We start from the raw sequence: 13866 nt of genomic DNA, 5'->3' as shown, positions 1-13866 counted from the left end.
GTTTGAGGCGCAGCCGAGTTATGAGCCATTAGGAAATTTGACTAAAAGATGCGGTAAAATTGCTTAATGAGCGGAACTAGCCGACATAGGATGTAACCATTTTTTACTCTTTTTTAGGTTCTTTAGGTTCTGCATATATAGTTTTATTAGTATAGTAAATCACCATACCTGGTTTAGCGCCAGAAGGCTTTTTTACATTTCTGATTTCTGTATAATCTACTGCAACTTTTGAGGAATCCTTACCCTTGCTATAGAATGCAGCTATCGTAGCTGCTTCTTCTAAAGTTTTCTCGCTAACAGGTTTATCCGCTTTCACTATTACGTGGGAACCAGGAATGTTCTTCGTATGAAACCAAATATCTCTTTTATCAGCAAATTTTAGTGTAAGGAAATCATTTTGAATGTTATTTTTACCTACGTATATATCATTACCATCACTGGACACATAATGCAGCGGTTTAGTCTGTTTGGTTTTATTTTTCTTAGTCAACTTTCTGAAACGTATATATCCTGTCTCCATCAATTCATTTCTTATCTCTTGGATTTCGATATAATTATCGCAGTTACTGATATTAGTAAGAACAGACTGTAAATAATCTAACTCTTCATTGTTATGCTCTAATTGAAGTAATGCTGCTTCTTCTGATTTTTTCAATTTATTATATTTCTTATAATAACTTTGAACGTTTTCTGAGGCTGATTTAGTAATATCCAGAGGAATATTTATGGTTTCACCATTATCACTATAATAGTTTAATACTTCAATACTTGAACTTCCGTGCTGAATATTATATATATTAGCGGTGAGCAGTTCGCCGTACAGCTGATACTTGTCTTTGGTTTTACATTCAGTCAGTGTTTTTTCAAGTATATGCTGCTTTTTTATGCAGCGGTCCACATTGTTGGTAACTAGTTTATGCAGATCTGAACTTTTCTGATTAAGTCTATCTTGTTTATCTTTTTCGTAATAAAACCTATCAAGAAGTTCACTAGCAGTATGAACTTCAATTTTTTTATAATCTTCATATATATCAGAACAATAAAAGTCCTTATAATTATTTAGCTCATCCATAAATAGTAAAAACATAAAATTACAGTTACTAAGGGAGCTAAAAAAATGGGTTAAGTATGAGAAGACACTGTTACTTTCTTCTCCATCTGCGACCAATTCATTTCGCTTTATAGTATTATATATATACCTTGAAAGAGGTTTACTTACACCAGAAAAAACATTACAGAAAGCAGTATCTTTTTCAAATGTTATATTATTTTCATTTATATATTTTTGAAAAGCTGAGTAGGTGAAGTCCATAGGGTTAAGTTTAGTTGATGCTGGAGGATATACATACTCTATATTAGGATAAAGGCTTCTAAATGAATTAATGTCTGGGGTTATGTGTTTTATACTATCCATAACTATGTTATCTCTATTTCTTACCAGCGTAATGTTACTATGCCTGCCCATAATCTCTATGATAAGTGAGTAAACACTGTCAAATCCTAATTCATCTGAACTTTCAAATTGTATAACTAGGATTCTATCTCCATTTATTTGTTTTACATCGACCACACGACTGCCAATGAGATATTTTCTAAGCACCATACAGAACATCGGGGGTTGATTTGGATTAGGTTTTGATATTTTTGTAAAATGAGCTCTTGGATAATTTGCACTGGCACTTATAACAAGCTTTCCTGGTGCATTACCACCTCTGAACGTTAAAACCACTTCATCTCTCTCAGGCTGATTAACCTTATCAACTCTGGAATTTAAAATGCTATTTTTTAATTCACAATCTAGTGCATATAAAAAAACTCCGTCTAATGCCACAATAAATCATCCTCTCAATACAAATGCTGTAGTTTAATATCTATAATGTTATGTCAAAATGAATAATGTTGTCAAGTTTTGAATGATGTTCAATTAGTGCCGGCATTTCAGTGCCAATAGATGTATGATATAAAAATATAAAATAATTTTTAATCATGCGTTTATTTCTTGTAATAAAGTCAATAATTTTAACGAGGAGGAGATGATATGGTCGCTAATTACGAGTATTATAGGGATGAAATAAATGCTGATCAGGTGGATATAGAAGCAATAAAATTAATACCTGCTGATTATGCTTTTGAAAATACGGTTTTACCTATAAAAGTGGAAAATAATACCATGATAGTAGTTCTTGGAACTAAGACAGATAAGACGATAATCAATACACTTAAATTTATAACGAAAAAGGATATAGTTTGCTATGTAGCTGAGGATGAACTGCTTAAAAGAAATATAAAAGCAATATATGAAGTAGCGAGTATAAAACGGGCTGTTGAAGACTTAAAGCTCGATTTGGGTAAAGAAACAAAAAAGCATATTTCAGAAGATACTGAGATTGTAAATGCACCAGCAGTTAAGCTGGTGGAATCTTTATTGAACAAGGCTATATCTGAAAAGGCTAGTGATATACATATTGAACCTGAAGAAAGAGATTTTCGAATTAGATACAGAATTGATGGCAGTTTGATAAATGTGTTTACACTTCCAAAGGAGATTTATAACAATATAGTAACTAGAATAAAAGTAATGTGTAATATGGATATTTCAGAAAAGAGAATTCCGCAGGATGGAAATTTTACTCATAACTTTGAGAATTCTTTCTACGATATGAGAGTATCCTCGATTCCTACAGTAAATGATGAAAAAATCGTTATAAGGATTTTAGATAGATACGTAAATTATTTAGATATAAATAAGATTTATTTTGAACAGCAGCAGAAAAGTATGATAGATAAGATACTTAAGCATAACCATGGAATTATACTTGCCACAGGACCTACAGGCAGCGGTAAATCTACAACTCTATACGCTATGCTGAAGGAACTTAATAAGAACAATATAAATATAACAACTATTGAGGAGCCTGTGGAGTATATGATGAAAGGGATAAACCAAATAAATGTGAATAATAAAGCTGGAATAACCTTTGCTAGAGGTTTAAGGAGTATATTGAGGCAGGACCCAGATGTCATAATGATAGGCGAAATAAGAGATGAAGAGACAGCAGCTATAGCTATAAGAGCAGCAATAACAGGACATTTAGTACTATCCACTGTTCATACTAACAGTGCTTTTGGAACAATTAATAGGCTTGCAGAGATGGGAGTTGAGAGGTATCTGTTGGCAGATGCAATAATTGCAGTAATTGCACAAAGGCTAGTAAAAAAGCTTTGTACATTCTGCAGGAAAGAATATAAACCTTCAGAGTATGAAGCTCGCGTACTAAATCTTAATAATGATAATGTTAAGTTATACCGTGGGGAAGGATGCAGCAAATGTCACTATACTGGTTATAGAGGCAGAGTTCCAGTAAGTGAAATAATGTATGTGGATGATTCTGTAAAGCAGGCAATAATAAAAGAAACTCTCTATAACGATCATACTGTGAATAACGATATGATAAATAATTGCGTGAAGCTTGTACTTAATGGACTTACAACTACTGATGAACTTATTAAAGTCGCTAATGGAGATATCTTTTGAGGCTATGAATAATTATAGATATAAGGCACTGAATAAAAGCGGAAGCATCGAAGCAGGAAATTATGAATGTGAAAATATGAAGAAACTAATGCTGCATCTCCAGAAAAAGGAGCTTATTCTGGTAAAAGCTATAACTGTGTCAAAAAAATTAGACTTCGGAAAAATCGCATTTCATAAAAAAATGACGTATAAGCAGCTATCTTTATTTTGTAAGCAGGTAGCTTCAATACTTGATTCAGGTATGCCATTAGTTGAAGCCTTCACAATACTTTCTATGGACTATAAAGGCATACTGAAACAGAACATGGTAAAAATAATAAATGGTTTATCAAGAGGAGAAACACTATATAGTTCAATGGCTAGCTGTACGAACATGTTTCCAGATTTTATGCTTCAAATGATAAGGATAGGTGAGTATTCTGGTAAGCTTGATAAGATTTTTTTAGAGCTGTCAATTCATTTTCATAAACAATATAAGCTGAAACAAAAATTGATAAATGCAGCTACCTATCCGATGATAGTATTTATAATGTCACAAATAGCTGTCTTATTTCTAATGACAACTATTGTTCCCTCGATGATGGAACTTATAAGAAGCTCAGGAGGAAAAATACCGCTATTAACTAAAATTATGTTTTCAATTAGTGACTTTATTAAGAATAATATATTTTTGATAATAGCAGTAGCTCTTATCATATCTTTTTATTGTTTTAAGATAATCAGCAAAAATAAATTGGATATCTATGTTGTCTTAAAACATATAAGATTTTTAGCTAAAATAAACAAAAAGGTAAATAGCTACAAAATTTTGCGAGCTGTTAACCTAATTTATAGCAGTGGCGGCAACATTGTTAATGCCCTGGAAAGTTCATCAGGAATTGTTAATAGCAAATACCTTAAAAAGCAGATCTTTAATTCTGTATTTAGTATAAAGAAAGGAATGGCAATAAGCAATTCCTTAAAGCAGATAGAAGTAATAGATTCAGTTACGATAGCACTAATCAAACTTGGAGAAGGGGCAGGAAAATTGGAGGATATGCTTAGTAAAGCGATTAATATTTTAGAAGATGATGTTGACGGATATATTAATAGGTTTTCAGAACTTATTCAGCCTATATCTATATTATTTCTAGCTATAGTTGTAGCTACGATAATGTTTGCAGTGATGATACCTATGTTCACGCTTTACAATACTATATGATATGAAAAGAAACAAAGGTTTTACACTTATAGAACTAATGATTACATTATCAATAATGAGTATATTACTATCGATATCACTAATGTGCTATTCGAATTTGCTAAATAGAAATAACAACAAAGCGGCGGCTGCGATAGGAGAAGAAATGTTTGAATTAGCTAAACAGCAATATGAAAAGGACGATTTTAAAATAAAAATTGAAAATATCAAAACAAAAATAGATAATCTATTTAATTGCAGCTTTGAATTACCAAAAAAGGATGAGGAAAGCCTGGAAATCAGGTATTACTATATGAATAAGTTATATAGTTTACTAGGTGACTTCCGTACTGAAAATGTAGTTATTAAAAAATACGATAGTGGCGAAATCATATATGAAAACTAAAAAAGGATATACGTTAGTCGAATTATTAATTGCTATGTCAATAATCAGTATTATATCAATGCTATTTATTGGCTCTATAGAGACATATAAAAAGTATAATAACAAAGTCTTAGTAGACTATTGCAACAGTTCTATTGTTATGTTTATAAATGATGCAAAACAGTTTTCTAAAGCTCATAATTGTACTTCATATATTATGTTCAGCATGTCAAAGCAGAGCATTGAACTTAAGAGAAAGGGAGTAAAACCTGAGCTTGAATTAATAAAGAAATTTTATCTTCCGAAAGGATTTAAATTTAATAGCATTAAATTAAAGAGCAGCAACAGATTTATCATGGTTGACCATGATGGCAATACAAGTGATGCAGGCACTATATCTTATGAAGACATGGAAAAAGATATTAAGAAAATTTCAATATGCGTGGGGAGTTTTTCTGTTGATATCAAAGAAGAGTAAAGGGTACATTTTATTAGAAACAGTTATTAGTTTTAGTTTGATTACAATTTTTATGTATTGCACGTTTTTGATGCAATTTAAAATAATGAAACTAAAATATTATAATAATAAACTTGAACAATATTTGAATTGTTTTGAATTGTTTACAAACTATATGGGATCCGATGCCGGCTATGAAGAAGTAAAAGCATTAAGGCATATTTCGCCGGAGTATATCAGCGCTGATAAAATAAGTGTTCAACGTATAGGCAGTAGTGAAAGCTGGATATCGTCAGTAATAGATCATTCAAAAGGAGACTACATGAACTATGTGAAGTTGGAGGTATCTGGCGATGACGTACTAACACTAAATTTTACGATGAATTTAAATATAGCCGGAAATCCAGAAGAAATAAAATATGAAAGCTATAAGGGAAGATATGAGTAGAATAACAAAAGGGTACACACTTTTAGAATGTGTTTTGGCCATGGCAATGATAGATGTAATTATGTTTTTATGTGTTTCCATATTTTATGCTATATATAAGGACTATAATTCCACTATTGTCAGAGCTAAGGAATACACATGTGTAAATGACGCTTTTAGGTTTATAGAATATCAGATTACAAAAGGAAACAAAAAGGTGGAATTTGAAACGAATGAAATTGTGTTACAACCTTCTGAGATATATGCTGAACAAGAAGCTGGTGTACCGAAAGATAAGAGCGAATGTATACTTGTGGAAAATAATAATCTCTACATAGTACATGTTTCCTACAGCGGAAAAAATACACTTGATAGAATTTTAAAAGGAGTGAATGAATTTACAATTGAAAAGAAAAAGGGATATGTAATAATAAATATTCTAACTCAGGAAGGAAACAGATACTGCAAATGTATGAACACCAAATTTATACAATGAGAAATAAAGGAAATGTTGTAATTTATGTAGTACTTGTAGGCTTTTTACTAATACTAATATCGCTTATTATGCTTAAGTTTCAGCTTCAGAGAAGCAGTGAATTGCAAAGAAAAATATTAATTTTTAATAGCAGTACTACAGAAGCTGTTAAGGTTAAAAATAAAAGTAAGGAAGAGATATTAAACAATCTATATAACAGCATTAATACTAATAAAGAGATCGATACAAACGAGAAACTAAATAAATATAAGGAAAACACACTTTCGAAAGATATTACGGATTATAACCAAAACGGCATAGAGCTATCCTATGATAGTAAGTTTGATGCTGTTGTAATGAAGTTTACTAGTGATACCGGAAATTCATATAGAGAGTACTACAGTCTATGTTTCAAGGATAGTAAACTTAAAATAATATTTCTTGGTCAAAAGGAGGGATAATAATATTTAGGAGAAAGATTCTTAAGTTACATAAGGACGATTCAGAAAGGGTATTGATGTCTTTACCTAAAATCGGTTTAATACCATACACTGCAATATATTATGAAGAGGACATATATATTGAAAATATGGAGATTCCAAACGTAAAAAAAAGAATTCAAAGAGATATAATTAGAAATCAGATGATTTGTAAGTTCCCCAATATAGAAAACATAAGTTATTCTTATGAAATTATTTACCAGGATAAAGAGAAAATCCAACTTAGAATATTCTGTATAAACACTTTAAAGAATAGACTAATCATGCAGCTTTCAAAATTTATAACCATTAATAAAGTCTTTGTTATACAATTCTGCTATATTAACTATTTTTCCAAAATAATAAAGGAATCCAACTATGTACTTTTATATAACATAAATAATTATATTTATATTACTGAAGGGGAAGGCGTATCTTTGGTAAATAACCTAATTGTTTCTCAGCAGGATATGAAAAGAAAGGGACGCGATATGCTTGAGGGCTTAGAACTAGAAAAATATAATCAGGTATATGTAGTGAACATGGATAAGAAAATATTAGAGCTGCAGCATATAGAAATTGAAATAGCAGATTTAGGCAGTGTAGATGAAGATAAGATAATAAATGAGTACATTGGAGCGATTAAATCAATATGAAAAAACATAATTTTATTTCTGAAAGTTATAAGATTAATATTTGTAAAAGAATGAGGAGATACTTTGTGCTTCCGATTACTATTTTAGGCTTAATTAATATAGCATTATTTTATAAAGCATATAGCATCAATGAAGAAAGTAAACAATACATTTCCGCTGCAATTAGCCAAAATGTGGCTTCCAATCATGAAATAGAAAAGTCAAAACTTCCGAGTAAGAATATAGATGCATTTAACATATATAAATATATTGTGAGTAATTGTGATAAAGCCGCTGCAATAGATAATCTGGAGTGCAAGCAGAATATAGCAGAAGTTCAAATTAAATTTGTCAGTATACGTAAATGCGTGGAATTCCTAAAGAAATTTAATAACTCTGCTGGTTACCAAATTGACACTGTTGAACCAGTAGAAGCTGATGGAAAAGGAAATAGATTTAAATTAATAATTAGAGGGAAAGAATGATAACAGGATGAAATTAGGAAGATATTTTATCATTATTATATTCATGATAATAATTTTATTGTTTCAAGGGAAATATATAACAGAGAGGAGTAGCACAATCTGTACTATGAAAAAAAATAAAGCGGAAACGTCTTTATACTCTAACTATAAAGACGATAATAACATAGAATACTATAAAGACTTTTCTTTTTACAATATAGTGGAAGCTGCTTATAGCATAAATAAGAGTGCCAGATTAAGTAAAATAGAAAAAAACAGTGACAGCAGCTTTACTCTGACAATCAGTTTTAATAAAAGGGATGCACAGCTTGAAAAGGTAGTAAGCAAGCTGAAACAGATAAAATACTTTTATAGAATTGATAAAATAACTCAGGATAATGATGGAAATGTAAGCATAACTTTTATATTTAATAATCAACATAAAGTGGAAAATACTGTTTAAACCGCGGTGAATTTTACAATATACTGGATTTTATATAATTATATTTGCAAATATTTTAACTATTTGATAAAATACTATTGCTACTGAGTATAAATTAGGATGAATTTATATTCTTATTTTGTTTAAATATGGATAATAAATCAATTTGTTTTTTTGGAGGGATGATACTCAATGATTACAGCAGGAGATTTAAGAAAAGGTGTTACTTTTGACCTAGATGGACAAGTGTACACAGTAATAGACTTTTTGCATGTTAAACCAGGAAAAGGTGCAGCATTTGTTAGAACTAAGCTTAGAAATGTAATATCTGGCGGAGTTACAGATAGAACTTTCAATCCAACAGAAAAAATTCAGGATGTAACTATTGAAAGAAAAGAGATGCAGTATCTTTATTCTGACGGAGAGTTATATTACTTTATGGATCAGGAAACTTATGATCAGATCCCATTAAACTATGAAAAAGTTGAAGATGCAATTAAATTCTTGAAAGAGAATATGATGGCAGTAATAAAATTCTATAAAGGAGAGGCTTTTTCAGTTGAAGCACCTAACTTTGTTGAGCTTCAAATAATTGAAACTGAACCAGGAGCAAAAGGAAATACTGCTACTAATACATTAAAACCTGCTAAGGTTGAAACTGGTGCAACAGTAAATGTACCATTATTTGTTAACGAAGGCGATATGATAAGAATAGATACTAGAACAGGTGAATACATGGAAAGAGTTTAATGCTCTTTTATTTGTCAAAATAAATTAATATAAAATATATAAATTGTGAAAATTCTTAAGTAACATTACTTGAGAATTTTTTTTCTTTTTGTAATAAATTATTCACAGCATAAATAAAGATTATAAAGGGAGGTGAAACAGTACTCTAAATTGTTTTGGAGTGTGATGAAAAGTATGTATACTGATGAAATTTATAGCATATTATCTGACAATATAAGAAATTATATAAAGCGTGTTAATAATCTAGACAAGCTTCAGGAGATACGTATACGAGCTGGCAAGCCACTGATACTGAATGTTGCGGATAAAGAGCTTATATTAGATTATATAGTTTCTATAGAAGACTTGAGAATAGTTATTCAAAGGATAAGTAATTATTCTATATATGCCTATGAAGAAGAGATAAAACAGGGCTTTATCACAATAAATGGAGGTCATAGGGTTGGACTCTGTGGAAAGTTTGTCATTGAAAATAATAAAGTTAAAACACTTAAGAATGCAGCATCTATTAATATCCGAATTTCAAGAGAGGTTAAAGGTTGCTCAGATAGGGTAATTCCGTACATATTAAATCATGGTAATATTTGTAATACAATAATTATTTCACCGCCTAAGTGCGGGAAAACTACAATTTTGAGGGACATTTCAAGAAATATATCTAACGGTATTAATACCATAAACCTTGCAGGAAAAAAGGTTTGCGTAATCGATGAGAGAAGTGAAATCGCTGCCTGCTGCAATGGAATACCACAGCTTGAAGTTGGACTTAGAACGGATGTTATGGACAATTGCCCTAAAAGTGAAGGCATAATGATGGCTATACGCAGCATGTCTCCAGAAGTAATCATATGTGATGAGATAGGCACTCATGCTGATATGGAAAGTATTCTTTCAGCACTTAGCTGTGGTGTGAATCTAATAACTACAATGCATGGTGATAGTCTTCAAGATCTTTATAGCAGATTGGTATTTAAGGACATAATAAATAATCATGTTTTTAAAAGAGCAGTGATTATGAGCAATAAGAGGGGCGTTGGTACGATAGAAGGTGTATATGATTTTTCAAATGATAAATTTATCTGGGGGAATGGAAATGATTAAGTTAATTGGAGCAATTATGATAGTTGGTGCGTCTACTTATATAGGTTTTTTGATGGCAGCATTGCTAAAGGCTAGAGTAAGTGAACTTAAAGATATGGAGAGTGCACTTTTACAGCTTGAAACCCAGATTTTTTTTACTAGAACTACATTGCCGGAAGCTTTTAGTGATGTAGGGAAAAAATCTAAATCTCCTGTAAGTGATTTTTTTTATAGTGTAGCTGAAAGTCTTAGAAATAACAATCTTGACAGCGTGTTTCAAGCATTCAAAGATGCATTTGATAAACAAAAGGATTTTAATATTACAGTCTCTGATAAAGACATTTTTTTAGATTTGGCAAAAGGATTAGGTGAATCGGATTTGGATGGACATAAGAAGATATTTTCACTGGCTGAATATCAGTTAAAGAATACTATAAACGCTTTAGAAAAGAAGAATGAAAAAACTGTAAAAATGTATAGATGCCTTGGCTTTTCAGTAGGGGCAATGGTTACTATTTTACTAATTTAAGGAGGTAAAGTGATATGCTTGATGTAAACTTGCTTTTTAAAATAGGAGCAATAGGAATATTACTTATAGTATTAGATAAGGTATTAAAAAGTAGCGGAAAAGAAGATATCGCAGCTATTACAAATCTTGCAGGAATAATAATCATTTTATTAATGATTATTAACCTTATTTACAAACTCTTTAATGAGGTGAAAACTATGTTTTCGCTTTAGGAGGATAAATGGAGATTATAAAAATAGTTGCATTCGCTTTTATATCCTTATTTATAATACAGATATTCAGGCATAAAAGAGATGATATCGCAATTCAAATAAGTACCGTGGTAGGAATTCTGATATTTCTTTTTATGCTGAGCAAAATAGCTGCTGTACTTACTTTTATGCAGCAGTTAGCATCTAAGGCTGGCATAGATTATGTATATATTAATACAGTAATAAAGATACTTGGTATAGCTTATCTCGCATCTTTCTGCAGCGAAATATGCAGGGATGCAGGGGAGAACAGCCTAGCGGCAAAGGTTGAATTTTCAGGTAAAATATTAATTTTAGTATTAGCAATACCAATACTAATGGCTGTTTTAAAAGCTATTTTAAAGATTATGTAGGAGAAAAAAATGAGAAAACTAATATTATTCCTTGTTATGTTAATGCTTTTTTCTGTTCCAGTAAAAGCCTATGCAGATGAAAGCAATGAACAAGATAAGCAGCAGGAGCAAAAAATAGAGCAGCTATATGACTATGTATCTACGATGAAAAGCAAATTTGAAGTGATGAAGGATCTTGATATACAGCAATTTGTAAAAACCTATATGAAAACAGGTAACGATAGTAGCTTCTTAAAAAAATTGTATACAGCTTTACTTACATATACGTTTAAAGAGGTGGTATCTGCAGTTAAGTTGATAGTGGTAGTAATCATTATTGCTATTATTGCAGCTCTTTTGAACAATCTACAAAATGCATTTAGCAATGATAGTTTATCGAACATCGCTTTTTTTGCCTGCTATGCAATGCTGATAATTGTACTTAGTAAGAGCTTTTTAGTGGGATTGAACTTAGCAAAGGATACGATAAACAGCATAAGTAATTTTATGCTGGCATTGCTGCCGGTTTTAGTAATGCTCATTGCCAGTGTTGGAGGTATTACGCAGGCGGCATCCATGGATCCAATTATAATAGCAGCTGTTAATATTTGCACAAGATTTTATGTTCTTCTTGTAATTCCTATGATTTTAATGGGGTTTGTGCTTCAATTTGTTAATAATGTTACCTCGGACGGTAAGGTAGATAAGCTCGCTAAATCAATTAACAAGCTAGCGCTATGGCTTCAAGGCGGGATGATGACTGGATTTGTAGCATTGCTTACAATTCGGGGAATAACATCTAAGACACTAGATGAAGTTACTGTAAAAACTGCCAAGTTTGCAGTGGATAACTTTATTCCAGTAGTCGGAAAGTGTCTATCTGACGCGATAAGCACCGTTGCAGGTTATACGGTTTTACTTAAGAATGCTCTTTCTGCAGCTGGACTAATAATTGTAGTAATTGTAATGATATTTCCAATTATAAAAATATTTATAATTGCTGCAGCCTATAAGCTCACGGGTGCAATAATTGAACCCATAAGTGATAAGCGAATAGTCAACAGTATATGTTCTGTGGGTGATTCTTTGATATTGATTAATTCCTGCTTAATATCTATTTCAATAATGTTTTTTATACTGATTTCTATTCTTGCATCTAGCGGTCAAGCTATGCTGAATGGATAATTTAAGTTACAGAAGGTGATAAATTTGGAAGCTATGAAAAGTTGGATAATTAACATATGTACTGCAGTGTTCTTTATTACTGCAGTAGAAATGGTACTACCTAATAATAATTTCAAAAAATATTCAAAGTTTGTTTTGGGCTTAATTCTTATTACTGTAGTGCTCAATCCGATTGTGAAATTTCTCAACAACGGCTCGTCAATTAATAGATTTATAACTAGCTCTTCAGCAAAATTTGAAGAACAGATTGATAAGAGCAGTAAAAAATATGATAAAAACATGAATGAGAGCACGGTAAATCAGTTTGAAAAAAATATAAATTCTCTTTGTAAAAAGAAACTAGAAAAGAAGTTTTCTGGTGAATCTTTTAAAATAAAATCAGAAATAAGTTATGACAGTACAAAGAATAAATTTAATATAGATTCAGTAATCATAGGCGTACAAAATGGAAATGTAGAAAGAGTGCAGAAGGTGATTATTGGCAAACATGAAAAAAATACTTCTGTTAATGACAGTGGGCATTTATTGGAGGTGAAAAATTTTATAAGCAAACAACTCGAAATTTCAGCAGATAAAATTATGGTATATCAGCTATAGTTAATCATCCACATGCAATAAAAAGAAGGATACGGAGGGGAAAATAGGTTTGAATAGTATTCAAGAGTATTTAAAGAAGATTACAGGCAAAAAGAACGTGTACAATCTAATAATTGCTATTTTGATTGGCATCATGATTATACTTGTAAGTGACTTTTTTCTAAATACCTCTACTCCAACGTCTGCAAATGTAAAGGAGGTTGGTAAATTAAGCAGTAACAGCGATAAATCTTCTTCAACAGACGAATCAGATATAAATCAGTATGAGAAGGAGAAGAAAACTGAGCTTACTAGTCTGCTTAAAAAAATGAAAGGAGTTGGAGATGTAGATGTAATGATATATTGCAACGAAGGAGAAGAGTTAGTGCCTGCTACAAATTCAAACAAATCAGATACTGACACTAAGGAGACCGATACAGAAGGTGGAAAAAGAACTCAAAAACAAAAAAATGATGATAAAACAGTTGTTACATCAAGTGATGATGGAGGCAGCACACCTTTTATAGTTAAAAAGATTAGTCCACAGATAACCGGTGTAGTAGTAGTTGCTGAGGGGGCGGATGATGATGAAATAAAACAGAGCATAACAACAGCTGTTTCAGGTTTATTTGGTATACCAGGGTATCAGGTATATGTATACCCGATGAAAAACTAGCATATAAT

19 protein-coding genes are annotated in these 13866 nt (G+C 31.2%); 18 read left to right on the top strand and 1 reads right to left on the bottom strand.

What is annotated here, in order from left to right; genetic code table 11:
* Nucleotides 1–103: 103 nt before the first annotated feature.
* Entirely contained in the window at nt 104–1831 is a 1728-nt protein-coding gene (locus tag CLORY_RS06595; protein ID WP_079422722.1) for an Rqc2 family fibronectin-binding protein, read from the bottom strand.
* 207 nt (nt 1832–2038) lie between these two features.
* Between CLORY_RS06595 and CLORY_RS06590 the strand changes: the two genes are divergently transcribed.
* The 18 genes from CLORY_RS06590 to spoIIIAG all read left to right on the top strand — a co-directional run bounded on the left by CLORY_RS06590 (nt 2039) and on the right by spoIIIAG (nt 13858).
* A complete protein-coding gene (locus CLORY_RS06590) occupies nt 2039–3535 on the top strand; it encodes a GspE/PulE family protein (RefSeq protein ID WP_079422721.1) in 1497 nt (498 codons plus the stop codon).
* Nucleotides 3480–4736, top strand: a complete 1257-nt coding sequence (locus CLORY_RS06585; protein ID WP_079422720.1) for a type II secretion system F family protein — start codon at nt 3480–3482, stop codon at nt 4734–4736. Before CLORY_RS06590 ends, CLORY_RS06585 begins: the two co-directional genes overlap by 56 nt.
* Nucleotide 4737: 1 nt before the next feature.
* Nucleotides 4738–5121 (top strand): pilus assembly FimT family protein, encoded by a 384-nt coding sequence (locus CLORY_RS06580; RefSeq protein ID WP_079422719.1) that lies wholly within the window; start codon nt 4738–4740, stop codon nt 5119–5121.
* Entirely contained in the window at nt 5111–5578 is a 468-nt protein-coding gene (locus CLORY_RS06575) for a prepilin-type N-terminal cleavage/methylation domain-containing protein (RefSeq protein ID WP_079422718.1), read from the top strand. The genes CLORY_RS06580 and CLORY_RS06575 overlap by 11 nt, the downstream gene beginning before the upstream one ends.
* Nucleotides 5559–6005 carry a hypothetical protein gene (locus tag CLORY_RS06570; protein WP_079422717.1) on the top strand — a complete coding sequence of 149 codons (447 nt, stop codon included), beginning with the start codon at nt 5559–5561 and terminating at the stop codon, nt 6003–6005. Before CLORY_RS06575 ends, CLORY_RS06570 begins: the two co-directional genes overlap by 20 nt.
* Nucleotides 5977–6480, top strand: a complete 504-nt coding sequence (locus CLORY_RS06565) for a hypothetical protein (protein ID WP_079422716.1) — start codon at nt 5977–5979, stop codon at nt 6478–6480. The genes CLORY_RS06570 and CLORY_RS06565 overlap by 29 nt, the downstream gene beginning before the upstream one ends.
* Nucleotides 6453–6920, top strand: coding sequence for a hypothetical protein (locus CLORY_RS06560; RefSeq protein WP_079422715.1), 468 nt, complete (start codon nt 6453–6455; stop codon nt 6918–6920). The genes CLORY_RS06565 and CLORY_RS06560 overlap by 28 nt, the downstream gene beginning before the upstream one ends.
* Before the next feature lie 56 nt (nt 6921–6976).
* Nucleotides 6977–7594 (top strand): hypothetical protein, encoded by a 618-nt coding sequence (locus tag CLORY_RS06555; protein ID WP_079422714.1) that lies wholly within the window; start codon nt 6977–6979, stop codon nt 7592–7594.
* Complete coding sequence (locus CLORY_RS06550) at nt 7591–8058, top strand: hypothetical protein (RefSeq protein ID WP_079422713.1); 468 nt, start codon at nt 7591–7593, stop codon at nt 8056–8058. The genes CLORY_RS06555 and CLORY_RS06550 overlap by 4 nt, the downstream gene beginning before the upstream one ends.
* Before the next feature lie 106 nt (nt 8059–8164).
* The gene (locus tag CLORY_RS06545; protein ID WP_079422712.1) at nt 8165–8500 is read left to right on the top strand and encodes a hypothetical protein; all 336 of its coding nucleotides are present in this window, start codon (nt 8165–8167) and stop codon (nt 8498–8500) included.
* A gap of 171 nt (nt 8501–8671) precedes the next feature.
* On the top strand, nt 8672–9229 hold the full coding sequence (gene efp / locus CLORY_RS06540) for an elongation factor P (protein WP_079422711.1): 558 nt from the start codon (nt 8672–8674) through the stop codon (nt 9227–9229).
* A 174-nt stretch (nt 9230–9403) separates the two neighbouring features.
* A complete protein-coding gene (spoIIIAA, locus tag CLORY_RS06535; RefSeq protein WP_207652172.1) occupies nt 9404–10330 on the top strand; it encodes a stage III sporulation protein AA in 927 nt (308 codons plus the stop codon).
* Complete coding sequence (spoIIIAB, locus tag CLORY_RS06530) at nt 10323–10838, top strand: stage III sporulation protein SpoIIIAB (protein WP_169911549.1); 516 nt, start codon at nt 10323–10325, stop codon at nt 10836–10838. The genes spoIIIAA and spoIIIAB overlap by 8 nt, the downstream gene beginning before the upstream one ends.
* A 14-nt stretch (nt 10839–10852) precedes the next feature.
* The gene (spoIIIAC, locus tag CLORY_RS06525; RefSeq protein ID WP_079422708.1) at nt 10853–11050 is read left to right on the top strand and encodes a stage III sporulation protein AC; all 198 of its coding nucleotides are present in this window, start codon (nt 10853–10855) and stop codon (nt 11048–11050) included.
* Between the two features lie 8 nt (nt 11051–11058).
* Nucleotides 11059–11442: a stage III sporulation protein AD gene (gene spoIIIAD / locus CLORY_RS06520; RefSeq protein ID WP_079422707.1), complete on the top strand. Its 384-nt coding sequence runs from the start codon at nt 11059–11061 to the stop codon at nt 11440–11442.
* Between the two features lie 9 nt (nt 11443–11451).
* Nucleotides 11452–12606 (top strand): stage III sporulation protein AE, encoded by a 1155-nt coding sequence (gene spoIIIAE, locus CLORY_RS06515; RefSeq protein WP_079422706.1) that lies wholly within the window; start codon nt 11452–11454, stop codon nt 12604–12606.
* Between the two features lie 33 nt (nt 12607–12639).
* Complete coding sequence (gene spoIIIAF, locus CLORY_RS06510) at nt 12640–13203, top strand: stage III sporulation protein AF (protein WP_242954359.1); 564 nt, start codon at nt 12640–12642, stop codon at nt 13201–13203.
* A 49-nt stretch (nt 13204–13252) separates the two neighbouring features.
* Nucleotides 13253–13858 (top strand): stage III sporulation protein AG, encoded by a 606-nt coding sequence (gene spoIIIAG / locus CLORY_RS06505; protein WP_079422704.1) that lies wholly within the window; start codon nt 13253–13255, stop codon nt 13856–13858.
* Nucleotides 13859–13866: the final 8 nt, after the last annotated feature.

The organism is Clostridium oryzae (assembly GCF_002029235.1).
Classification (GTDB): domain Bacteria; phylum Bacillota; class Clostridia; order Clostridiales; family Clostridiaceae; genus Clostridium_AE; species Clostridium_AE oryzae.
The sequence above is the reverse complement of the archived record's forward strand: the minus strand, read 5'-3'. Positions and strand labels throughout refer to the sequence as shown.